Below are 21,640 nucleotides of genomic sequence, written 5' to 3' on the forward strand. Positions count from 1 at the left end.
CCTACACGATGTGGAGAACGCCGTGAAGAATTGTGCGTCTGGGACGAACGGGAAGTACCATGCCTAGCGCAGCGCCAACTCCCTCCAAGGTTCTGTTGACACGTCAGCTAATCAAGAGAGGTGAGGGGCGGGCAGGCGTCCTCATGGGGAGGAGTGGCGTGCCCAGGCGCGTCCGTTCACGACGACAGTCCGTTCTGCCTAAGACGCCGCCCCCGAACCTGTGGCCAGTTGCGCCCCACCGGGGCGGGGGCGTCTTGTTCAGAACGGCACCTATCGGGCCTGACCGCTGGGGGGTGGGGGAGCCGACGCATATGCCAAAAGCCGAAGCCCAAAAAAGCAACGTACCCGCCAACAGCAAGTCCAGCCCAGCAACGCCACAGACCCGCCCCAGCCTCATCCGGCCCAAGAGTGCCGCGTCCCCGCCCAACAAGAAAGGCGCTCCCGCACTGGCAGAAGCGCCCTCCAACGTCCAGCGCGTTACTTGTCCTGCGTCAGCGCAAAACCCTTGGTGAACTGGCGCTGGAGCAGCGTAAACACCAGCAGCGGCGGCACGATGGTCAGCAGCGCCCCGGCCATGACGGCGCCCCAGTTGGTCTGCCCGCCGACGTCGATCAGCTTACGCAAACCCACCTGCACGACCTGTTTCTGATCATTTTGCATAATCACCAGCGGCCACAGGTACTGGTCCCAGACGAACACGAATTGGATGACGGCCAGGGCGCCGATGGTATTCCAGCTCATCGGAATCAGGATGCTGGTCAGAAAGCGCAGCGGGCCGCAGCCGTCGATGCGGGCGGCGTCGGCCAGCGAGGCGGGAATGCTCAGGAAGTGCTGGCGAAACAGGAAGGTGCCGGTGGCGGAGGCCAGAAACGGCACCGTGATGGCGGCGTAACTGTCGGCCCAGTTCAGGTCGCGGCTGACCAGATCGAACAGGGCAATAATTAATACTTCGGTGGGCAGCATCAGCGAGAGCAGCACCAGCACGAAGGCCAGGCCGCGCAGCGGAAAGCGGAAGTACACGAAGGCCAGCGCCGAGAACAGCGACAGCACGGTTTTGCCCACCGTCACCAGGATGGTCACGAAAAAGCTGTTGAGCATGTAGCGGCCCAGGTGCGCCTCGTTCCAGACCGAGCTGAGGTTGGCAAAGAAGGCCCCGCCCGGCACCAGGCGAGCGCTGAGCACGTCGCTGGAGACCTGGGTAGATTTAATCAGCGCGAACAGCAGCGGCGCCATAATCAGGAAGGCGGCGATGCACAGCGTGACATGCAGCGCCCACTGGCTCTGGTGCCGGGTGCCGGAAACGGGCCGCGAGGGCGCCGGAGCGCCTAGGAGCCGCACGTCGTTACGCGCCACATCCTCAGGCGCCATAGTGAACCTGCTTTTCGCCGACCCGGAATTGCAAAAAGGTAATGGCCGCGATCAGCAGCAGCAAAAGTGCCGCCTGGGCCGCCGCCGCGCCGGTTTTGAAGTTGACGAAGCCGTCCTGGTAGAGCTGGTAGGTCAGGAAGGTGGTGATGCCCGCGTGATTGTAGAACGGCCCGCCCCTGGTGAGCACGTCGGTCAGCGCGAACGAGTCGAATAGAGCGCTGACCACGCTGGTGAACACCAGAAAAAAGGTCATGGGGGTCAGCAGCGGAAAGACCACCTTCCAGAACTTCTGGGCGCCGCTGGCCCCGTCGATCTCGGCGGCCTCCAGCACGTCGCCGGGCACGTTTTGTAGGGCCGCCAGATAAAACACGATGTTGTAGCCCAGTCCCTTCCAGATGGCCGCCACCGTGACCAGCCCGAAGGCCAGCAGCGGGTTGTCGAGCCAGCGCGGAGCAATGCCGAACGAGGAGCGCAGCAGTTGGTTGACCACGCCGATTTCAGGATTGAACAAAAATAGCCAGAGTGTGCCCGCGATGGCCGGACTCAGCGCATACGGATAGATCAGCAGCAGATGGTAGTAGCGCTGGCCGCGCCGCACCCGGCTCGCCATCCAGGCCAGAATCAGCGCCAGGGTCAGGCCGATACTGACGGTCAGCACCGCGAAGATCAGCGTTTGCAGCGCGACCTGCCGGTAAGCGGGGCTGCTCAGCAGATCGGCGAAGTTGCCCAGCCCGGTGAACTGCTCGGTGCCGAGAATGATATTCGCCCGGAACGCCGCCAGCCGCAGCGTCTGAACGGCGGGCAGATAGCTGAACACCGCCAGAATGAGCATCGTCGGCGCCAGAAACAGCCAGGGCAGCGACCTGCTTTTGAAAGTGGCCCGGTCATCTGGAGTTGCGCGGGCGGCGCGGGGTCGGATCATCGGTGGGCCTCCTGGGGGGTGGGGAAGTGGGAGGGTGGGAAGTGGGAAGTGGGAACAGTTGGGGAGCGGTGCGCGGTGCGCGGTGCGCGGGAAGGGATGGAGGGCATGAGCTGCGCTCACTACCCCTCACCCCGCTGCTGCGCAGCGCCCCTCTCCCTGAGGTAGAGGGGTCAACAGCACGCGCCCCGTGTGCTGTTCGACTGAAGTAGATCAACATATTCCAGCGAAGTCAGTTATGACCAACTGCGGCGCACGGGCGCCCTACGTTAGCGGCCACGATGTGGAGAACGCGGTGAAAGAAAGTGCGTGTGGGACGAGTCGGAAGTACCATCCACAGCGGAGCGCCAACCCCCTCGCCCCACCGGGGCGGGGGCTGGGGGGTGGGGGTGCATTCGCATTTGCCCAGTGCTCAAGCCTTAACAACGCAACGCAATCGCCAATAGATTGACCAGCCACTCGGACGCAAAATCAAAGCCATCAACGCGAAAGCCCAACAACGCCACATCACCGCCCACTGCCCATCCAGAATAAAGCTCACCCCCGAAACGCAACCGCCCACCCCCACGATCAGGAGCGGGCCAGTCACGCCACGCGGCTTACTTGAAGTTCTTGCCGTACTCGGTCAGCGCGGCGTCCACGCGGGTTTTGGTTTCGCTGAGGGCCGCGTCCACCGACGTGCCGCCCAGCACCTTCTGCAACCCTTCCTCGATGATTTTGCGGGTTTCGATGGCCGTGCCGTTGAGCGCTCCGGCGGTGGCGGGGCTGGGCACCGTGTTGGTGAGCTGGTTGAAGGCCACGATTTGCAGCGGTGATTCACTGAACCAGCCGGAGCCGCGCAGCGACTTGATCGAACTGGTGCGAACCGGGTAATAGCCGGTCAGCTTGTGCCAGGCGGCCATATTGGCCGTGTTGGTCATGTACAGCGCAAAGTCCAGCGCGGCCTCGGCCTGGGGTTTGGCGATGCTTTTGGGAATCCACAGCGAGGCGCCGCCGATGACCACGCCGTTGCGCTTGGTGCCGCTGGGGATCGGCAGCACGCCGACGCCCATGCTGAAACCCGACTTCTTGGCCGCCTCGTTGATGTTGCCGATGTCGGCGGTGGAGGTGATGTGGAAGACCGACTTCTGGTTGGTGAAAATCGCGTCGGAGCCGTCCCAGTCTTCGAGCTTGCCGGTGTAGGTGAAGTATTTGTTGTCCTGGAGGGTCTTGAAAAACGTGAAGATGTTCCTGGCCGCTGCGCTGTCCAGGTTGCTGGCGGTGGCCCGGCCCGACCTACCGTTGCCGTTGTTGAGCAGCACTGAGCCCTGCTGGGCCATCCACTGCTCGACGAACCAACCGTTGAGGCTCATGCCGAAGCAGGTCGTGTCGAGCTTGGCGGCCTGGATCTTTTTGCAGTCGTCCAGCAGGCCGCCGTAAGTCGTAGGCGGCGCGGCGATTCCGGCCTTTTTCATCAGGTCTTTGTTGTAGTACAGCACCGGGCTGGAGCTGTTGAACGGCAGGCTGTTGACCTTTCCGCCGATGGTGTAGTAGTTGATGACGGGTTTGAGGTAATCGCTGAAATCCACGTTTTTGACGCTGCTGACCGGCTGGAAGATGCCCGAATCGAGCGCCAGTTGGCTGCCCACTTCAAAAATCTGGACCAGCGCGGGCGCCTTGTTCTGACGGGCGGCCAGGATGGTGGCCTGGAGCGAATCGTTGTAGCTGCCCTTGTAGACGGGCACGACTTTGGTATCGGAGTGCGCCTTGTTGTACTCGTCGGCGCGGGCCTGAATCCAGCCGGTGCGCTTGGCGTCGCCGAAGGAGTGCCAGAATTCAATGGTGGTCTGGGCCGAGGCCATCTGCAACGCGCTGCCACCGAGAACGAGCATCAACATTAATCGCTTCATGTGTCTCCCTTGCCGAGTGCCGCGCCAGATGCTTGTTGACCTCTGGCGTGCGCGGCGAACGCCACAGAGGTTAGAAACGTTTGGTCAGTGCTCTGTCAATCACGGTTGTCTGACACTTTGAGGGTAAAGTAAAAAGCTTCGCCGCGCCAGAGGGTCACGGGGGCTCAGGCCGTCAGCAGCACGTCGGGCACGTCGCCGATCATTCCGTCCACGCCCAGGCCGACCAGTCGCCGCACTTCCGGCTCGTCGTTGACGGTCCAGGCGTTGACGCGCCAGCCTTCACGCCGGGCCAACTCCATGCTCTGCGGCGTAATCAGGCTGAAATGCGGGTGCAGCGCCGCCACGCCGAGCTTGCGGGCCACGGCAGGCACCAGGTCGCAGCCGGGCAGCGCGTAGGCGCGGTGATACAGGAAGCCTCGCTCGATAGCGGGCGCGTGCTGCTGGGCGGCCCTCAGTTGCAGCGGGCTGAACGAACTGAGGATCACCTGCGCGGCCAGGCCGTAACTCCGCACCAGATCGAGCGTTTCCTCGGTGCGCCCGTCGCCCCGACTGGCTTCGGGCTTGATCTCGATGTTGAGGTACGCCCCGGTGTCGGCGGCCCAGGCCAGCACCTGCGGCAGCAGCGGCACGTGGGTGGGCAACTCGGCGCGGCTCAGCCTGCTCAGCTCGCGGCTATCCGGCAGTTTGGCGTCGTGGCAGACGACCAGCGCTCCGTCGGCCAGGCGGCGGACATCCAGCTCGGCGCCGTGCAGACCGGCATCGAGTGCGGCCTGAAATCCGGCGAGCGAATTCTCCGGGTGCAGCCGAGGCGTTCCCCGGTGGCCGAGCAGCAGGGGTCTAGCTAGGGAAGAGGTCATGCTGCTCAGGGTACGACGGCGCGGCGGGCCTCAGCTCCGGTGGCGACGGCGATACCAGCGCAGGCTGGCGAAGGTGACGGAACCCAGCGCCACCAGAAGTCGGCCACAGTCGGCCAGATGTCTTTGATGCACTGCGCCGTACACGACGAAGCTGATGGTTGAGTCGGGGGCGGATCGGGTGAAGGTCGGCACTGCTCCGCCGCCGCCGCCTTCGTCACCCATCCGCCCATCCCGTTCACCGCGATGCGGCAAAATAGTTCCAATGCAACTCACCCTGCTCGGCTCCACCGGCTCCATCGGCACCCAGACGCTGGAGGTGGCCCGCGACCGCAGCGACACCCTCCTGGCGCTGGCGGCGGGCCGCAATCTGGACCTGCTCGAAGCCCAGGTCCGCGAGTTTCGCCCCGTGCTCGTCAGTGTCGAAGATGACGTGCTGGATGAGGCCCGTGACCGTTTCGGCAGCCTGACCCGCGTGATCGCCGACCCCTGTGAGGTCGCCGTCATGCAGACTGATGTCTGCGTCAACGCCATGAGCGGTCTCAAGGGGCTGGCCCCCACCCGCGCCGCGCTGGAAGCCGGGCGGGCCGTGGCGCTGGCGACCAAGGAGGCGATGGTCACCAGCGGCCTGCTGATCTGGGAGGCGGCCAGAGCGGGCGGTGGCCGCCTCGTGCCGGTGGACTCCGAGCACACCGCCGTGTTCCAGACCCTGACCGGCGAACACATGGGCGACGTGGCCGAGCTGATCCTCACGGCGTCGGGCGGCCCCTTCCGCGACGGCCCCTTTGATCTGAGCACGGTGACGGCGGCCCAGGCGCTGCGGCACCCCAACTACGCGATGGGACCCAAAGTCACCGTCGATTCGTCCACGCTGCTCAACAAGGGCCTGGAGGTGCTGGAGTGCGCCAGCCTGTACGGCCTGCCCCTGTCCAGGGTAGGCGTGCTGATTCATCCGCAGCAGATCGTCCACGCGCTGGCCCGCTTCCGTGACGGCAACCTCAAGGCCGGGCTCGGTCCCACCGATATGCGGCTGTCCATCGCCTACGCCATCGACGCGGCGCCCAGCGGCATGTGCGGCCCCGGCGACGTTCACGGAGCGAGGCGGCGCGGCGAGGTCAAGGATGTCAGCGGCGCCGGACACCTGGCCTTCCACCTCAGCGGCACCCTGGAATTCCGCGACCCCGATGTGCAGCGTTTTCCCTGTCTGGGCCTGGCCTACCGGGCGGGCGAGGCGGGCGGGCTCCTCCCCACGGCGCTGAACGCCGCCGACGAGATCGCGGTGGAGGCGTTTCTGACCGGGCGACTCAGTTATCTGGGCATTCCCAAACTCCTCGAAACCGTGCTGGACGAGGCGCCCGCAGGCACCCTGAGCTGGGACAGCCTGGCCCATACCGACGCCTGGGCGCGGCGCCGGGCGAGCGAACTGATCAAAGGTCCGGTGAAGGCATGAACCCCACGGCACAGTCGGCTGCCCCCAGCTTCTTCCAGGGCATCGCCGCCGCCCTGACGCCCACCGGCCTGCTGTGGACGCTGCTCATCATCACCGTGGCGACCTTCCTGCATGAGCTGGCGCACTACGCGCTGGCGAGGTGGCAGGGTGTCAGCGTCAGTTCGTTTTCCATCGGCATGGGGCCGGTGCTGCTCAGGCGCAAGTGGCGCGGCACCGAATGGCGCCTGAGCCTGCTGCCCATCGGCGGTTACGTCGAGATCGACGGCATGGCCCCCGACATGGAAGGCGGCACCCCGAAGGCGGCCACCAGGGGCTTCGCGGGCCTGGGCGCCCCCGGCAAGATCGCCGTGCTGCTGGCCGGGCCGGTCATGAACCTGGTGGTGGCGTTTTTCATCATCACCGCCACACTCAGCGCCAACGGGCTGCGCGAGCCGGTCAATACGCAGATCAGCATTTCTCAGGTACTGAACGGCTCCAAGGCTCAGGCGCTGGGCATTGAGGTGGGCGACACCATTACGGCCATCGACGCTCAGAAGCTTCCCGAAACGTTCCGCGAGGGCGGGCAGGACAAACCCGGCTGGCAGCGCCTGGCGGCTGTGCTGGCGGTCAGCGGGCCGCACACCCTGACCATCATAAGGGCGGGGCAGACGGTCCAGGTGCCGTTTACCTGGACCGCCCAGGTCGGCGGCGTGCAGCAGAAACTCGGCGTCGGTTACGGCCCGGCGCTGCGCGTCACCCCGCTGAGCGTGCCCCAGGCGCTTCGTGAGGCCGGGCGCACCATGCTCGGCGCCGTGCCGCAGGTGCTGAACTCGTTCAAAAACCTGTTCGTGCGTTTTTTTACCCTCAACCTGAAGTCCGATCAGGGCGTGGTCGGGCCGGTGGGCACCGTGCAGGTCGTCTCGCAGGCGGCGCAGTCGGGCGGCTGGTCGCTGCTGGGCATCGCGGCGGCCATCAACCTCAGCCTGGGTTTTTTCAACCTCCTGCCGATCCCCGGCCTCGACGGCGGGCGCATTCTGCTCGTGCTGGTGGGCGTCGTCCGTCGCCGCCCGCTCACCTTCCAGCAGGAACAGGCCGTCACGGTGGCGGGCTTCGGCCTGGTGATGCTGCTGACCATGTTCGTGCTGGTGCGGGATGTGGCGCGGTTTTTTTAAGGGGAGTGGGGAGTGGGGCAGGGCATGCGCTTCGCTTATTCCCCTCACCCCGCTACTGCGTAGCGCCCCACATGGGCAGAGGGGTCAAACACAAGCGCCCAGTCGCTGTTTTCCACTAGAGTAGACCACTACCTTCCAGGGCAGTCAGTTATGGGCAATCGCGGAGCACGGGCGCCCTACCTGAGCTACACGATGCGGAGAACGCGGCGAAAGGTTGAGCGTGTGGGACGGATGGGAAGTTCTCTCCATAGCGGAGCGAAATCCCCCCCCCCTCGCTCCACCGGGGCGGGGGCGTCTTCTTGTTCAGAACGGTACCCGTATGGGGCCTGACCGCTTGGCCAGAACGGACTGTCCTCGTGAACGGACTGTCCTCGTGAACGGACGCCCATGAGGACGCCACTCGTCCCCATGAGGGTGCCACTCCTCTCCTGCGGAGCTTTGCAAGTCCGCCTGGCCGCTGCCCGCTGGGGGAGCCGACGCATTGGCTAAAAGCTGAAGCCCAAAAAGCAACTCAACCGCCAACCCGCCCGTCCAGCCGCCCGCTTCCACAACTGAGCCTCACCCCCATTTCCCCAAACCGCACTTTTTTATACTGTTGCCCATGAGCGACCACTCCGAACGCGACCTGCTGCGCGAACTGTTTCCCGACACGGCGCGGGAACTGTTCGGCGACGGGCCTTCCAGTGCGCCCCGCCCGGCGCTGGGACTGTATCCGGTGGCGGATGGGAGACTCGCCCTGGTCAGCGGTGACCAGCTCGCCGAGTTCACGCCGCTGGACCCCAAATTCAAGGCGGCGCTGCACTGCGATCTTTGCCATTACACCCGCTCGCGCACCGAGGCGGCGTTCTACCGGGTGTATGTGGCCGCCCGCCGGACCCGTTACGTGACGCTGTGCCTGGGCACCGAAGCCTGCGTTCAACGCGCCGGGACCACCGGCCTGACCACGCTGGCCGGGCGCATTTTTCCCATCGAGCCGATCACCGCCGACGAGCGCTGAGCCGGACGGTGGGCCGCGCCACTTGTCCTCTACGATCTATATTGTATACAATATCCATATGACCGCCCCCCAGGCCCACATTGCCAGTCCGGCTGCGTCCTTCGCCCGGCCCGCCCTGGTGCGCGAGGAGGTCTACCTGCACCTGCGGGCCGCCATCCTCGGCGGTGAGTATCTGCCCGGCGAGCGGCTCAGCGAGGCCCTGCTGGGGGTGCGGCTGGGCGTGAGCCGCACCCCCATCCGCGAGGCCCTGATGCGGCTGACCCAGGACGGCCTGATCGACGCCGAGGCCAACAAGGGCGTGCGGGTGCGGCGCCTGGAGTTGCGCGAGGTGCGCGAAACCTACGTGGTCCGCGAGGAACTCGACGGTCTGGCCGCCGCCCTGGCCGCCGATGCCCACACCGACGCCGACGCCGCGCTGCTGAAGGCTGCTTTGGAGACGCTCGAACGCACGCCGCAGGGCGGTGCCCGGCAGACGCCGCTCGATCTGGCGTTTCACCGCTGCGTCGCCGCCGCCTCGCACAACGCCGTGCTGCTCTCACTCTGCGGCGATCTGGAGGTGCGGGTGGCGCTCATCAAGCACCTGAGCCCCTCGTCCAACACCTCTCCGCAGACCGCCGAGCAGCACCGGGCGATTCTGGAGGCCGTGCTGAGGCGCGACCCCGACGCGGCCCGCGCCGCCGCCCGGCAACACGTCCGCACCTTCGCCGCGCTGGTCATTCGCCAGATGCAGCCCGACCATCCTCGACTCGCACAGGGAGAACAACCGTGATCGACCAGATCTACCGCAAAGCCGTGCTGACCATCTCCGGACAGAAGGCCGTCGAAGCCGCCATGCGGGCGCGCGGCTGGAGCCTGGCCCAGCGTTTCGTGGCCGGTGAGGCCGCCGCCGACGTGATCCGCGCCGCCCAGGAACTCGAAGCCGACGGCGTCGGCGCCATCCTCGATCTGCTCGGCGAATTCGTGGACAGCCCGGAGAGCGCCAACGTGTTTGCCGCTCAGATTCTGGGCCTGATCGACGAGGCCACGAAGGCAGGCGTCACGCCCTACCTCTCGGTCAAGCTCTCCAGCGTGGGCCAGGGATTGACGGTGGACGGATCGGACCTCGGTCTGAGCAACGCCCGGCGCATTCTGGACCGGATGCGCGAGTGCGGCGGCTTCATGGTCCTCGACATGGAGGACCACGCCCGCGTCGACATCACCTTAGAGCAGTTTCGCGTCCTGCTGGCCGAGTACGGTGCCGGGGCGGTGGGCACGGTGCTCCAGAGCTACCTCTACCGCACCGAGGCCGATCTGAAGGCGCTGTCGGAACTCAGGCCCAACCTGCGCATCGTCAAGGGCGCCTACCTGGAGAGTGCCAGCGTCGCCATGCCCGACAAGGCCGACGTGGACGCCAGTTACCGCCGCCTGATCTACGCCAGCCTGAGAGCGGGCAACCACACCAACATCGCCACCCACGACGAACACATGATCGAAGATGTGAAGACTTTTGTGGCCGCGCACGGCATCCCGCGCAGCCAGTACGAATTCCAGATGCTCTACGGCGTCCGGCGCGACCTGCAACGTGCCCTGGCGCAAGGGGGCCAGCCGGTGCGGGCCTACATTCCGTATGGTCGCGACTGGTACGCCTATTTCTCGCGCCGCATCGCCGAGCGGCCCAGCAACGCGCTGTTCGTGCTGCGCGGCCTGCTGAGAGGGTGAGGGCCAGAGGGTGAGCGCCTACCCCGATCCCGGCCACGTCAACGGCTTTTACCTCGGCCAGTTCTTCGGGCTGCTCGGCTGGTCGGGTCGCCACGCCGACTACGCCACCATCCTGCACCCGCTCGAAGGCTTCGACCCGTACCAGAGCGCCGACATGGCCCACCTGGCCCGGCTGCTGACCCCCTGGCTCGACTCGCTGAGCGAGGCCCAGGACGCCGCCCTGGCCCGCACCTGGGCGTATGCCGTCTCCGAGTTCGACGACCGCGACCTGAGCTGGTTTCTGCTCGGCCACCTGCCCGCGCTGCCTGACCATCCCCGCGCCTTCCTGAGTGATTTGGCCGCCAACCTGTACCCGCAGGGCTTACCCGAGGTGGACGCCCAGATGCACCGCCGCGACAGGGAGACAGATTCGCTGTTCGACCTAGCGTAGGTGAGGTTGAGATTTCCCTTGCACAGCATCCTGACTAGATTCAAACTTTGTCGGCAAAAAAAGGAGTGCAGCGAATGTATGGGCCAATGCTGGAAGTTGAGATGAATTGTGTTTGGGAGCGTGGCGAATGGCGAGTTGTCGTGATCTCGGACGGCCCATATAGAGGTCGGTACGTCAACTGCTCTAAAAGTATTCGGGGCGATGGTGTAAAGCTTCGAGGTCTTGTTCTTGGTAATACGAAGGAGGACGCCAATGAGGATTTCTGCGTTTTGGTCAACTCAGGTGGCAACAGGGATTGGACAGCGTTCACAAAAATATTTGACCCTCGACCATAGCAGTTCAAAAGCAATCACCAAGGAATCTCACCCATGATCAAAGTCGAACCCTACCGCCCTCAACCCTTCATCGATTTCAGCCTCCAGGCCAACGTGGACGCTTACCAGGCCGCACTCGCCAGGGTCCGCGCCGAGTTGCTGGGCAAACATTATCCGCTGATCATCGACGGCGAACGCATCGACACCGCTGAAAAACTGCTCAGCACCAACCCCTGCGACACCTCCGAGATCGTCGGCAGCACGGCCAGAGCCACCACCGAGCACGCCCAACGCGCCCTCGACGGCGCCTGGACCGCCTGGGCCACCTGGAAGGCCTGGGACGTGGACGCCCGCGCCCGGATTCTGCTGGGGGCCGCCGCCATTCTCAAGCGTCGGCGCCTGGAAGCCTGCGCCCTGATGACCCTGGAAGTCGGCAAGAACTACGCCGAGGCAGACGTGGAGGTGGCCGAAGGCATCGATTTTCTCGAATACTACGCCCGTGAGGCCATGAAGTACGGCGGCTTCGGCGCGGCGGACACCACCTGGTACGAGGGCGAGGAAAACGGCCTGATGTACCTCTCCTTAGGCGTCGGCGTCAGCATTTCGCCCTGGAACTTTCCCTGCGCCATCTTCGCCGGAATGCTGGCGGCGCCCATCGTGGCCGGAAACTGCGTCATCGCCAAGCCCGCCGAGGACTCCGGCATGACCGCCGCCTTTGTGGTGGACATTCTGATCGAGGCCGGACTGCCTGCTGGCGTGCTCCAGTTTCTGCCCGGCGTCGGCGAGGAGGTCGGCGAGTACCTGGTCCAGAGCGCCCGGACGCGCTTCATCACCTTTACCGGCTCGCGCAGCGTGGGCCTGCACATCAACGAGGCGGCGGCCAAGGTTCACAAGGGTCAGAAGTGGCTCAAGCGCGTCATCTTAGAACTCGGCGGCAAGGACGCCCTGATCGTGGACGAAACCGCCGACATTCAGGGCGCCGTGACCGCTGCGCTCCAGGGCGCCTTCGGCTTCAACGGCCAGAAGTGCAGCGCCATGAGCCGCCTGGTGGTGGTGAACAGCGTGTACGACAGTGTGGTGGACGCCTTCGTCGAGCGGGCGGCGGCGCTCACCGTCGGCACGGGCGAGGCCAACGCCAACGTCACCGCCGTCGTCAACGCCGAATCCTTCGACAAGATCAGGGCGTATCAGGAGATCGGCAAGGGCGAAGGCAAGCTGCTGCTCGGCGGCCAGGCGCCTGGCAAGCACGGCGGCAAGACCGGCCACTACGTCCAGCCCACCATCTTCGGCGACGTGGACCGGCACGCCCGCATCGCCCAGGAGGAGATTTTCGGGCCGGTCATCACCGTGCTGCGTGCCCGCGACTGGCAGGACGCGCTCGACATCGCCAACTCCACCGAGTACGGCCTGACCGGCGGCGTGTGCAGCCGTGACCGCGCCCGGCTGGAGCAGGCTAGAAACGAGTTCGAGGTCGGCAACCTGTATTTCAACCGTAAGATCACCGGCGCCATCGTCGGCGTGCAGCCCTTCGGCGGCTACAACATGTCCGGCACCGACTCCAAGGCGGGCGGCCCGGAGTACCTGGGCAACTTCATGCAGATGAAGGCGGTGACCGAGCGCTTCTGAAGCACAGGCTGGGTGCATCCGCTATAATTTATGATACATGACACATAAGTATCCGCTCAAGGCCACCTTCCGGTTCATCACCCTCTCGCCGGAAGTGCAGGTCAAAGACGCCGACGAACGGCTGCTGATGCAGGTCAAGCAAAAACTGCTGACGCTGCGGGAAGACACCACCATCTACGGTGACGAGGCCAAGACGCAGCCGCTCTACCGCATGAAGGCCAATCAGATCATCGGCTTCCGGGCGGTGCATACCATCACCCGCATCAAGGACGAAACCGTGGTCGGTGGCCTGCGGGCTGCCGGGCTACGCAGCATCTGGCGGGCCAGCTACGACATCACCGACGCTTCCGGTAACACGCTGCTGCACATTCAGGAGGGCAATCCCTGGGTCAAGGTGCTCGACGGCCTGCTCGACGAGATTCCGCTCATCGGGCCGCTGATCGCCATGTTCATCAACCCGTATTACACCGTCCGCACGCCTGGGGGCGCCGACGTGTTCCGCATCCTGAAAAAGCGCTCCTTCGTGGCCCGGCACTTTCTGCTCGAACGCCTCGGCGACTCACCCGAAGGCGTCAGCGAAGACCTGGCCGCCATCACGCTCGTCGAGGTGGCGATGCTGGAGCGCAACCGCCAGTAGACCAGGCGAGCGCAGAGGGGGCCAGCCGCTGCTGATGTGGGCTGGCCCCCTCGTGTCTGGAATTTATAATATATACAGCCGTGGGGATACAGCCGTAGGGCCGGAGTGGTCGCTGTCGTGGCAGCCTCGTCACCGCTTCACTATTTTCGCTCGCGTTGCGCCCAGAGCAGTACTCCGAATTACGCCACGGGGAAAACAGCCTCCCCGCGCCTCCATTCTGCGTCCTGCTCAGTTAAAACTACTCGCTCCGCTCGGTCATAAAAAGACCCTTTTTATGACATCTGCTCTAGGCTGTTGCGTCCAGACTGCCGCCGTGACCATTTTGCGCCTGCTGTCGCTCACGTCCGTCGTGTTGATGCCGACGTTGACGCCTGCCGTGCCTGCCGAAGAAACCGATCACCGGACGCTGAGCCGGGCATAGACTCTTTGCATGACTGAGCGTGTAACAGCCCTCCGGAACGCCCTGATCGACGGTCTGGTCAGCCGCCAGGTCATCCGCTCGCCTGCGGTGGAAGCGGCCATGCGGGCCGTGCCGCGCCACCATTTCGCGCCCTGGCTCTCGCTCGAAGACGCTTATTTCGATGACTCGTTCCTGCTGCCGGAGGCCACCGCGCAGGCGCCCGCGACCATCTCCCAGCCGACGGCGGTGGCGGCCATGCTGGAGGCGTTTGACCTCCACCCCGGTCTGCGCGTGCTGGAAATCGGCGCCGGAAGCGGCTACAACGCGGCGCTGATGGCCGAGCTGGTCGGGCCAACTGGCAGCGTCGTGACCGTCGATCTGGAGGCGTCCATCGTGGAGGCGGCCCGGCCCCGGCTGGCGCACTATGCCAACGTGCAGGTCATTCACGGTGACGGCGCCGACGGCTGGGCGCCCGGTGCGCCTTACGACCGGATCGTCGCCACCGTCGGCGCCTGGGATGTGCCGCCCGCCTGGGCCGAACAGCTCGCGCCGGAGGGCAAACTGGTCTTCCCGCTGCACCTGGGCGGCGAATCCGAGGAGCACGTGCTGATCTCGCTGCGAAAGGATGGCCCGATCCTCGTCGGTGCTGGACTGCTCGCGCTGGGGATGGTGTTGATGCGCGGCGCGTCTTCGGCTGCGGGTCACGCGGGCGCCGCGCCCGCCCAGGACGGTGAACGCTGGTCGGGCGCCCCCGCTGACGAACTGATCGTCACAGTTTATCCACACGGCACGCCGCACGACCTGGCGCCGGACGAGAAGCTGATCGACAAGCCCTCGGCCCGGATCGTGCTGCGCCACCGCTACGCGACGTCGCGGTTCACGCTTGGGAAGTAGTCAAGCCTGCTCTCCCAGCCACTCTCGCGTCGCCTTAACCGCGCCTTGATGGAAGTCGCGGTAGAAACCTGGCACGGCGTCCGGTGTAGTGCCCAGCCAGGTCAACGCCGCCTCGTAGCTCAGTTCCGGCGCGTCGGCAAGGCCAGCACTGACCAGTTCCGCCAGCCGGTCCAGATACGCCAGATTCCGCGCCATCAGATCCGGCGACGATGTTCCGCCGTGACACGGCAGCACGAAGGCCGGGTCCAGCGCCGTCATCCGCTCCAGTGAGGCCCGCAGCGCGTCCAGATCCGAATACGTGCCGATGCACGGCCAGGGGTACTCCGCCGCGTCACCGGCCAGCAGCGTCCGTACTTCGGGTATCCACACCGAGACGTGACCCTGCCGGTGCCCCGGCGTGGGGAAGAGGTGCAGGCTCAGGTCGCCTCCGTCCAGCGTGAGCGTATCGGGGAAGGTCAGGTGCGGCGGTGTCAGCTTTACCGCCTCGAAGCGGGTGTCCTGCGCCTGTTGTGAAGCCAGCACGGCGCGGGCCTCCTCCGAGTGCAGCCGGGCGGCAGTGGCCTCGCTGGCGACGATCAAACCGCGCAGGTCGCCACGTTCAAACACCTGATTCCCGTACACATGGTCCCAGTCGGCGTGGGTGTTGATGACGACGACCTGCCGCGCTCCTGCGTCCACGCTCGTCAGCTCGATTACCTGCCGCATCAGCTCCGGCGTGGACATGCTGTCGAGGTAGATGAGCATTCGCTCGGTCACGACCACGAAGGTATCGACCTCCTCGCCCGCCCGGAAGCAGCGGATGCGGGGGTCGAGGCCAGGGTGGTAAAACTCCTGTACGGTCATCGGCGAGGACATGCGCCCAGTGTCCCACAACACAAGAAGGGAGAGCCGCATTTGGCCCTCCCCTCCGTCCTGGCTGACTTCGGTCCAGCTCTACTCAATCCAGGAAGTCGCGCAGCTTCCGCGTCCGGCTCTCGTGGTACTTGAGCTTGCGCAGCGCCTTGTTCTCGATCTGGCGGATGCGCTCGCGGGTCACGTTGAAGCGCTGGCCGACCTCTTCGAGCGTGTGCTCGCGCCCGTCCACTAAGCCTTTGCGGAACTTGAGGACCATCGCCTCACGCTCGGTCAGCTTGCCCAGGGCCTTTTCCAGCTCCTCGGACAGCAGGGTCTTGGCGGCGTTCTCGACGGGCGAATCCAGATTCTCGTCGGGAATGAAGTCGCCGTAGAAGCTGTCCTTCTCGTCACCGATAGGCGTTTCCAGCGACACCGGCTCCTGGCTGACCTTCTGGACCTCCTCGACCTTAGCGGCGTCCCAGCCCGGCCCCATCGCCTCGGCGATCTCCTCGTAGGTGGGTTCGCGCGACAGTTCCTGCTGAAGCTGCCGGGCCGTGCGGGTCAGCTTGTTGATGGTCTCGACCATGTGGACCGGAATGCGGATGGTGCGGGCCTGGTCGGCGATGGCCCTATTGATGGCCTGGCGAATCCACCAGGTCGCGTAGGTGGAAAACTTGTAGCGGCGGCGGTACTCGAACTTCTCGACGGCCCGGATCAGGCCCTGGTTGCCTTCCTGAATCAGATCGAGAAAGCCCAGGCCGCGCCCGGTGTACTTCTTGGCGATGCTGACCACCAGGCGCAAGTTGGCCTCGATGAGCCCCTGGCGGGCGGCGGCGCCGTCTTCCATCTGGCGCTTGAGGCGGCGCTGGGCGCGTTCCTCCAGGTCCGGCTCCTCGTCGTAGCCTTTGCGGGCTTCCTCGCCCTCCTCGATGCGGCGGGCCAGCGCGATCTCCTCTTCCAGCGTCAGCAGCGGCACCCGCCCGATCTCGTGGAGGTACTGGCGCACCGGGTCGTTGCTAACGGCGCGGGGCATGTCGTCGAAGTACTTCTCTTCCTCCTCGGCTTCCTCGGCTTCCTTCTCCTCGGCCTCGGCCTCGTCTTCCTCTTCCTCGTCCAGATCCTGAATCTCGATTTGCTGGCCCTGGATGTAGAGCTGCAAATCCTCGAAGGCCCCTTCTGTTTCGGGGTCCATTCCGGCGGCTTCCAGGGCGGTGGCCAGGGCGGCGGCGATGTCCTCGCTGCCCAGCGTCCCGGCGGCTTTACCAGCCTTGAGCAGCTCCTGAATGCTCGAATGCAGGTAGTAGGGCTTCTCCGGCATCACCAGGGCGCTCAACTTGCTGGTTTTGGACTTGCTGACCTTTTCCGCTTTGGGTGCGGCGACTTTCTCAGGAGGAGCCTTGCCGGTGCCGGTTTTTGCGGTGCCGACCTCGCCAGCACCGGTTGCAGCGCCGCCCCTATCAGCCCCACTCACCCCGGCAGGCTTGGCGGCGCCCGCTCCCCTGGGGCCAGCTTTGGCTTTAGTCGCCGCTTTGGGGGCCGCAGCCTGGGGGGCCGCCGCTTTGGGGGCCGCAGCCTGGGGGGCCGTGACGGCTGCTCCCTTGACTGTCACTTCCTTGACTGTCACTCCCTTAGCTGCCGCCGCTCCGGTTGCCGCCGAGGTGGTTTCGCTTCCGGCGACCCTGGCGGCCTTGGCGCCTTTGGCGGCGCGGGGTTTGGGCGGCGCGGCCTTGACGGTTTTGCTGACTCCTGGCTTGCTGGCTCCCGGCTGACCTGTACTCGCTTCGGGGCTGGGCGCCGCCTTGGCCTTGGCCGTCGGCGTTTTGGCCCCCGGAGCTTTGGCCGCAGGTGCCTTGGCCGCAGCAGGTTTGACCGTAGCAGGTTTGACCGCCGTGGGTTTCGCCGTGCTGGCGGCTACGGCGCTGGCCCGCGCAGGCCGGGGCGCTTTTTCGGCAGGGGCGCCTGGAACGGGGGGTTGAACTTTCTTGCGGGTACGGGGGGACTGCTCAGCCATGCTTGCTCCAGTGGGCCACCACAGACACAGGCCAGGGCGAGGCGTGCGGCGGCGGTATGAATGCGGCGGTATGAATGCGGCGGTGTGGATTCAGATGGATGTGAACTCAGAAGGAAAATCAGGAGGGGGAAAACTCAGCGGAGGAAAAAACGCTTGGCGCGTGGTTCACGTAACGGGTTAATCTAGCAGATGGGCGGCGCGGTGCGGCTCCGGGGCTCACGTTTTCACGTTTTGCAGGGCCAACTCACGTCGATTTATCTTCCCCTGGCAACATTGAAGAAAACGTCGTCCTGGCGCGGCTTGTACTCCCTCATTCTCGCGGCCCTGGCTACAGCACAAAACGGCATCCTCGTCATCTTCCAGCTCCCTGTGCGTGCCTAGAGCAGATGTCATAAAAAGACCCTTTTTATGACCGAGCGGAGCGAGTAGTGTTGACTGAGCAAGGCGCAGAATGGAGGCGCGGGGAGGCTGTTTTCCCCGTGGCGTAATTCGGAGTACTGCTCTAAGCCCTCCATCATCCCCGGCACTGCATCCTCTACACTGCGCTCCCATGCCCCGCCCCCTGCCGATCCTCACCGCGCCCACCGCTGCTGGCAAGACCGCCCTGGCGCTGGAACTGGCCGGGGCCTTCCCGCTGGAGATCGTCTGCGCCGACGCCTTCACGGTCTACCGGGGCCTGGACATCGGCACCGCCAAACCCACGCCCGCCGAACGCCAGCACACTCCCCATCACCTGCTCGACGTGGCCGACGTGCGCGAGAACTTTACGGTGGCCCGCTGGCTCCGGCTGGCCGAGGCCGCCATCGCCGGGGTTGTGGAGCGTGGCCGCCTGCCGCTGATCGTGGGCGGCACCGGCTTTTACCTCTCGGCCCTGGTGCGCGGCCTGCCGCTGACCCCGCCCGGCGACCCGGCTGTGCGCTCACAGACCGAAACCGAGCTGCATGAACGCGGTCTGGACGCCTTGCTGGCCGATATCGCCGCCCTCGACCCCGCCGAGGCGCGGCGCATGGAGCGCAATCCGCGCCGGGTCGTGCGGGCTCTGGAAATCTACCGCATCAGCGGGCGGTTTCCGGGGTCGTTCGGCTACAGCGCTCCGGCGCAGCGCTACCGGGTATTTGCCTTCAACTCGCCTGACCAGGACGCCCGCATTGCCCGGCGGGTAAAGACCATGCTGCGCACCGGCTGGCCGCAGGAGGCCGAGTGGCTGGCTGCTCAGGTGCCGCCCGGCGCCCAGCCGCGCCCGACGGTCTGGCAGGCGCTGGGCTACCCGCAGGCGCTGGCCCTCTGGCGCGGCGAGGTGAGTTTCGGGGACGCGCAGGAGCAGATTTTCCGCGCCACCCGCCAGTACGCCCGCCGTCAGCTCACCTGGGCCAGAACCCAACTGGGCGCCGAGATTCGTGACCGTGGCGAGGTCGAGAAGCTGCTGCGAGCCTTCCTGTCATCCGAAGATCAGTTGGAATGAACGGAAGGTCGCCCCAGCCCCACACCCGGATCAAGCGTTCCTCAAGCGCCTGAGCGCTCTCCCAGGCGGACCAGGCGCCATTTCCAGTCTGGGCAGCGCTTTACACTCGCGCCATGACCGCCGATCCTTCCGCGTCCACAGCCACGTCTACGGCCGCGTCCAGCCGGGCCGTGCTGCGATTGCCCGAATTCCGCGCCATGCTGCTGGCCGCCGTCACCAGCACCCTGGCGGGCCGCGCCGTGGGCCTGACGGTGGCGTATCAGCTTTACCAGCTCACCCACAACCCGCTGACGCTGGGCCTGCTGGGGCTGGTCGAGGCCATTCCGGCGCTGAGCCTGGCGCTGCTCGGTGGGGTGGTGGCCGACCGCAACGACCGCCGCCGCATCCTGCTCATGACCATCACGGCGGAGGTGGTCTGCGCCGCGCTGTTCACCCTCTACGCGCCGCACGCCGCCCAGGGCGGGTTGTGGCCGCTGCTGGGGCTGATCTTCGTGCTGGGCATGGCTCGCGGTTTTTCCGACCCGGCGCTGCCCGCCTTTCAGGCCCAGGTCGTGCCGCGCGAGCTGCTGCTGCGGGCCTCGGCCTGGCGCTCGTCTGCCGCTCAGGCCGCCGCGATTGCCGGTCCGGCGCTGGGCGGTGTGCTGTACGCCCTGGTCGGGGCCACTGGGGCTTACGCCTTCGCCTGCGTGCTGCTGGTCGTCTCGCTCGGCTGCGTGCTGTACGTCAAGGCCAAGCCCATTCCGGCCTTCACGCCCGGCGAGCGGCTGGGAAAGAGCATCAAACTGGGCGTCGCCTTCGTGATGCAGCGCCAGGTCCTGGTCGGCAGCATGGCGCTGGACCTGTTCAGCGTGCTGTTCGGCGGCGCGGTGGCGCTGCTGCCGGTCTTCGCCTCGCCGGACATCCTGAACGTCGGCCCGCGCGGTCTGGGCCTGATGGTCGCCGCCCCCAGCATCGGCTCGCTGGCGGTGACGCTCTACGCCGCCCGGCACCCGCCCGGCAGACACGCGGGCCGGATACTCCTGAGCGTGGTGGCCGGATTCGGCGTCTCGATGATCGTCTTCGGACTGTCGCGCAACCTGTACTTGAGCGTGGCCGCGCTGATCGCCGCTGGCCTGTTCGACGGCGTGAGCATGGTCATCCGCAACGCCACCCTCCAGCTCCGCGCCCCGGACCACATGCGCGGGCGGGTGAACGCGGTGAGCGGCATGTTCATCGGCGCCAGCAACGAACTCGGCGCCTTCGAGAGCGGGCTGGCGGCCAGCGCCCTCGGCACCGCCCGCAGCGTCTGGCTCGGCGGCATCGTGACCCTGCTGGTGGTGGCCGCCACCGCCGTGCTGGCCCCCGAACTCCGGGCCATGGACCTGGGCGAGAACGTCCCTACCGACGATGAGGACGCGCCCCAGCCGGTGGCGACCTCGTGAGCGTGCCCAGCTTCTGTTTCGCCCTGGCCCCCTTCTCACCGCCTATCCTGAAGCCGTGACCACCTCCACTCCCCGCGTGACCGTCATCACCGGCTCGGCCCAGGGCATCGGGCGCCGCACCGCCGAGCTGTGCGCCCTGCGCGGCGACGCCCTGGCGCTGCTCGATCTGCGATCCTCGCCCATTCCAAACGGGGCCGACGCCCTGATGTTGACCGGCGACCTCAGCGACGAGGGGGTGGTCCTGGCGCACAAGGCGGCCATTCTGGAGCGCTGGGGCCGGGTGGACGCGCTGGTCAACAACGCCGGGATCAGTTTTATTACGCCCGCCGAACTGACCACCGCCGCCGCGTTCCGGCGCGTGCTGGACGTGAATCTGACCGCGCCGTTCCTGCTGTGCCGCGAGCTGGGCCAGGTGATGCTCACTCAGCGCCGGGGCGCGGTCGTCAATATCTCCAGCGTGGCCGGGTTGCTGGCCGTCTCGGACCGGGCCGCCTACAACGCCAGCAAGCACGGCCTGATCGGCCTGACCCGCACCCTGGCCGCCGAGTGGGGCGCACGCGGCGTCCGCGTCAACGCCGTCTGCCCCGGCTGGGTCAAGACCGAGATGGACGCGGCGGACATGGGTTCGGGCGCCTACACCGACGCCGACATCGAGGGCCGCGTGCCGATGGGCCGCTTCGCCACCCCGGATGACATCGCCCGCGCCGTGCTGTACCTCACCGACGAGGCCGCCAGCCCCTTTGTCAACGGCGTCACCCTCAGCGTGGACGGCGGCTGGGCCTCTGACGCGAGCTGGGAGAGCCTGAGAGTGAGCAAGCGCTGAGCGTTACCTGACTGTCCTGCTCAGCGCCAGCCGGAAGCCCGCCAATCGTCCCAGCCCCAGCGCCGGATACCCGACTTCCCGCGCCGCCTCGTCGCCGTAGAGGGCCGCGAAGCAACTCGGCCAGTGTGCAGAGTCCAGAACCGGTGCCAGAATGCTCCGGGTGTAGTCCAGTTCGTCCGGGTCCAGCACCAGCGGCTCACCGCCGAACAGGCCGCCGCCCGCGCCCAGCGCCGCGCCTTCCTGCGCCAGCATTTGGTTCAGAGTTCGGGGCAATCCGAATTCGAGTTGCCAGGCGGCTCTTCTCACCGCGCTTTTAAGTTCGGAGCGGAGATAGTCCGGCGTCGGCTCGGTGTGCGTCCAGAGCTGCACCGTGACCCATTTGCCGCTGCTTATCTGCGGCACCTTCTCGCCCTCGAAACGCCAGCTCGCGTCGCTGAGCCAGCGCTGCGTCCAGCCGTTGCC

Annotated in this window: 19 protein-coding genes and 1 pseudogene; 12 read left to right on the forward strand and 8 right to left on the reverse strand. The window is 66.1% G+C overall.

Features of this window, described 5'->3' with window-relative positions:
* Positions 1–477: 477 nt before the first annotated feature.
* The 5 genes from Q0R23_RS03210 to Q0R23_RS03230 all read right to left on the reverse strand — a co-directional run bounded on the left by Q0R23_RS03210 (position 478) and on the right by Q0R23_RS03230 (position 5,255).
* The gene (locus Q0R23_RS03210) at positions 478–1,368 is read right to left on the reverse strand and encodes a carbohydrate ABC transporter permease (protein WP_293910299.1); all 891 of its coding nucleotides are present in this window, start codon (positions 1,366–1,368) and stop codon (positions 478–480) included.
* A complete protein-coding gene (locus Q0R23_RS03215) occupies positions 1,358–2,290 on the reverse strand; it encodes a sugar ABC transporter permease (protein ID WP_293910301.1) in 933 nt (310 codons plus the stop codon). Before Q0R23_RS03215 ends, Q0R23_RS03210 begins: the two co-directional genes overlap by 11 nt.
* 596 nt (positions 2,291–2,886) lie before the next feature.
* Positions 2,887–4,176 carry an ABC transporter substrate-binding protein gene (locus tag Q0R23_RS03220; RefSeq protein ID WP_293910303.1) on the reverse strand — a complete coding sequence of 430 codons (1,290 nt, stop codon included), beginning with the start codon at positions 4,174–4,176 and terminating at the stop codon, positions 2,887–2,889.
* 164 nt (positions 4,177–4,340) lie between these two features.
* On the reverse strand, positions 4,341–5,033 hold the full coding sequence (locus Q0R23_RS03225; protein WP_293910305.1) for a glycerophosphodiester phosphodiesterase: 693 nt from the start codon (positions 5,031–5,033) through the stop codon (positions 4,341–4,343).
* 30 nt (positions 5,034–5,063) lie between these two features.
* On the reverse strand, positions 5,064–5,255 hold the full coding sequence (locus Q0R23_RS03230; protein ID WP_293910307.1) for a hypothetical protein: 192 nt from the start codon (positions 5,253–5,255) through the stop codon (positions 5,064–5,066).
* 40 nt (positions 5,256–5,295) lie between these two features.
* Here Q0R23_RS03230 and dxr point away from each other — a divergent pair, with 40 nt between their 5' ends.
* From dxr to Q0R23_RS03275, 9 genes are all read left to right on the forward strand, one after another.
* Positions 5,296–6,480, forward strand: coding sequence for a 1-deoxy-D-xylulose-5-phosphate reductoisomerase (dxr, locus tag Q0R23_RS03235; RefSeq protein ID WP_293910309.1), 1,185 nt, complete (start codon positions 5,296–5,298; stop codon positions 6,478–6,480).
* On the forward strand, positions 6,477–7,631 hold the full coding sequence (locus Q0R23_RS03240; protein ID WP_293910311.1) for a M50 family metallopeptidase: 1,155 nt from the start codon (positions 6,477–6,479) through the stop codon (positions 7,629–7,631). Before dxr ends, Q0R23_RS03240 begins: the two co-directional genes overlap by 4 nt.
* A 601-nt stretch (positions 7,632–8,232) precedes the next feature.
* Positions 8,233–8,628 (forward strand): hypothetical protein, encoded by a 396-nt coding sequence (locus tag Q0R23_RS03245; RefSeq protein WP_293910313.1) that lies wholly within the window; start codon positions 8,233–8,235, stop codon positions 8,626–8,628.
* A 58-nt stretch (positions 8,629–8,686) separates the two neighbouring features.
* Positions 8,687–9,397, forward strand: coding sequence for a GntR family transcriptional regulator (locus tag Q0R23_RS03250; protein ID WP_293910315.1), 711 nt, complete (start codon positions 8,687–8,689; stop codon positions 9,395–9,397).
* Positions 9,394–10,326 (forward strand): proline dehydrogenase family protein, encoded by a 933-nt coding sequence (locus tag Q0R23_RS03255; protein ID WP_293910317.1) that lies wholly within the window; start codon positions 9,394–9,396, stop codon positions 10,324–10,326. The genes Q0R23_RS03250 and Q0R23_RS03255 overlap by 4 nt, the downstream gene beginning before the upstream one ends.
* Before the next feature lie 10 nt (positions 10,327–10,336).
* The gene (locus Q0R23_RS03260; protein WP_293910319.1) at positions 10,337–10,756 is read left to right on the forward strand and encodes a hypothetical protein; all 420 of its coding nucleotides are present in this window, start codon (positions 10,337–10,339) and stop codon (positions 10,754–10,756) included.
* Between the two features lie 368 nt (positions 10,757–11,124).
* Positions 11,125–12,696: an L-glutamate gamma-semialdehyde dehydrogenase gene (pruA, locus tag Q0R23_RS03265; protein WP_293910321.1), complete on the forward strand. Its 1,572-nt coding sequence runs from the start codon at positions 11,125–11,127 to the stop codon at positions 12,694–12,696.
* Positions 12,697–12,733: 37 nt separating this feature from the next.
* Positions 12,734–13,333, forward strand: coding sequence for an LURP-one-related family protein (locus tag Q0R23_RS03270; protein WP_293910323.1), 600 nt, complete (start codon positions 12,734–12,736; stop codon positions 13,331–13,333).
* Positions 13,334–13,763: 430 nt separating this feature from the next.
* Entirely contained in the window at positions 13,764–14,627 is an 864-nt protein-coding gene (locus Q0R23_RS03275; protein ID WP_293910325.1) for a methyltransferase domain-containing protein, read from the forward strand.
* Here the strand turns inward: Q0R23_RS03275 and Q0R23_RS03280 are convergent, their stop codons facing one another.
* Together Q0R23_RS03280 and rpoD are read right to left on the reverse strand one after the other, a co-directional pair.
* Complete coding sequence (locus Q0R23_RS03280; RefSeq protein WP_293910327.1) at positions 14,628–15,482, reverse strand: MBL fold metallo-hydrolase; 855 nt, start codon at positions 15,480–15,482, stop codon at positions 14,628–14,630. It abuts the gene before it with no gap.
* Between the two features lie 82 nt (positions 15,483–15,564).
* Positions 15,565–17,472 (reverse strand): RNA polymerase sigma factor RpoD, encoded by a 1,908-nt coding sequence (gene rpoD, locus Q0R23_RS03285; RefSeq protein WP_293910329.1) that lies wholly within the window; start codon positions 17,470–17,472, stop codon positions 15,565–15,567.
* Between the two features lie 550 nt (positions 17,473–18,022).
* Here rpoD and miaA point away from each other — a divergent pair.
* The 3 genes from miaA (at position 18,023) to Q0R23_RS03300 (ending at position 21,178) form a co-directional block, all read left to right on the forward strand.
* Positions 18,023–18,934 carry a tRNA (adenosine(37)-N6)-dimethylallyltransferase MiaA gene (gene miaA / locus Q0R23_RS03290; protein ID WP_293910331.1) on the forward strand — a complete coding sequence of 304 codons (912 nt, stop codon included), beginning with the start codon at positions 18,023–18,025 and terminating at the stop codon, positions 18,932–18,934.
* A 113-nt stretch (positions 18,935–19,047) separates the two neighbouring features.
* Positions 19,048–20,355 carry an MFS transporter gene (locus Q0R23_RS03295; RefSeq protein WP_293910333.1) on the forward strand — a complete coding sequence of 436 codons (1,308 nt, stop codon included), beginning with the start codon at positions 19,048–19,050 and terminating at the stop codon, positions 20,353–20,355.
* Positions 20,356–20,410: 55 nt separating this feature from the next.
* Positions 20,411–21,178 (forward strand): SDR family oxidoreductase, encoded by a 768-nt coding sequence (locus tag Q0R23_RS03300; RefSeq protein WP_293910335.1) that lies wholly within the window; start codon positions 20,411–20,413, stop codon positions 21,176–21,178.
* A 3-nt stretch (positions 21,179–21,181) separates the two neighbouring features.
* On the opposite strand, the pseudogene Q0R23_RS03305 reads toward Q0R23_RS03300, so the two are convergent.
* Positions 21,182–21,640 (reverse strand): annotated as a pseudogene (locus tag Q0R23_RS03305) (hypothetical protein); the annotation flags it as partial.

It is taken from the genome of Deinococcus sp. (assembly GCF_025362455.1).
In the GTDB taxonomy this organism is placed as follows: Bacteria; Deinococcota; Deinococci; order Deinococcales; family Deinococcaceae; genus Deinococcus.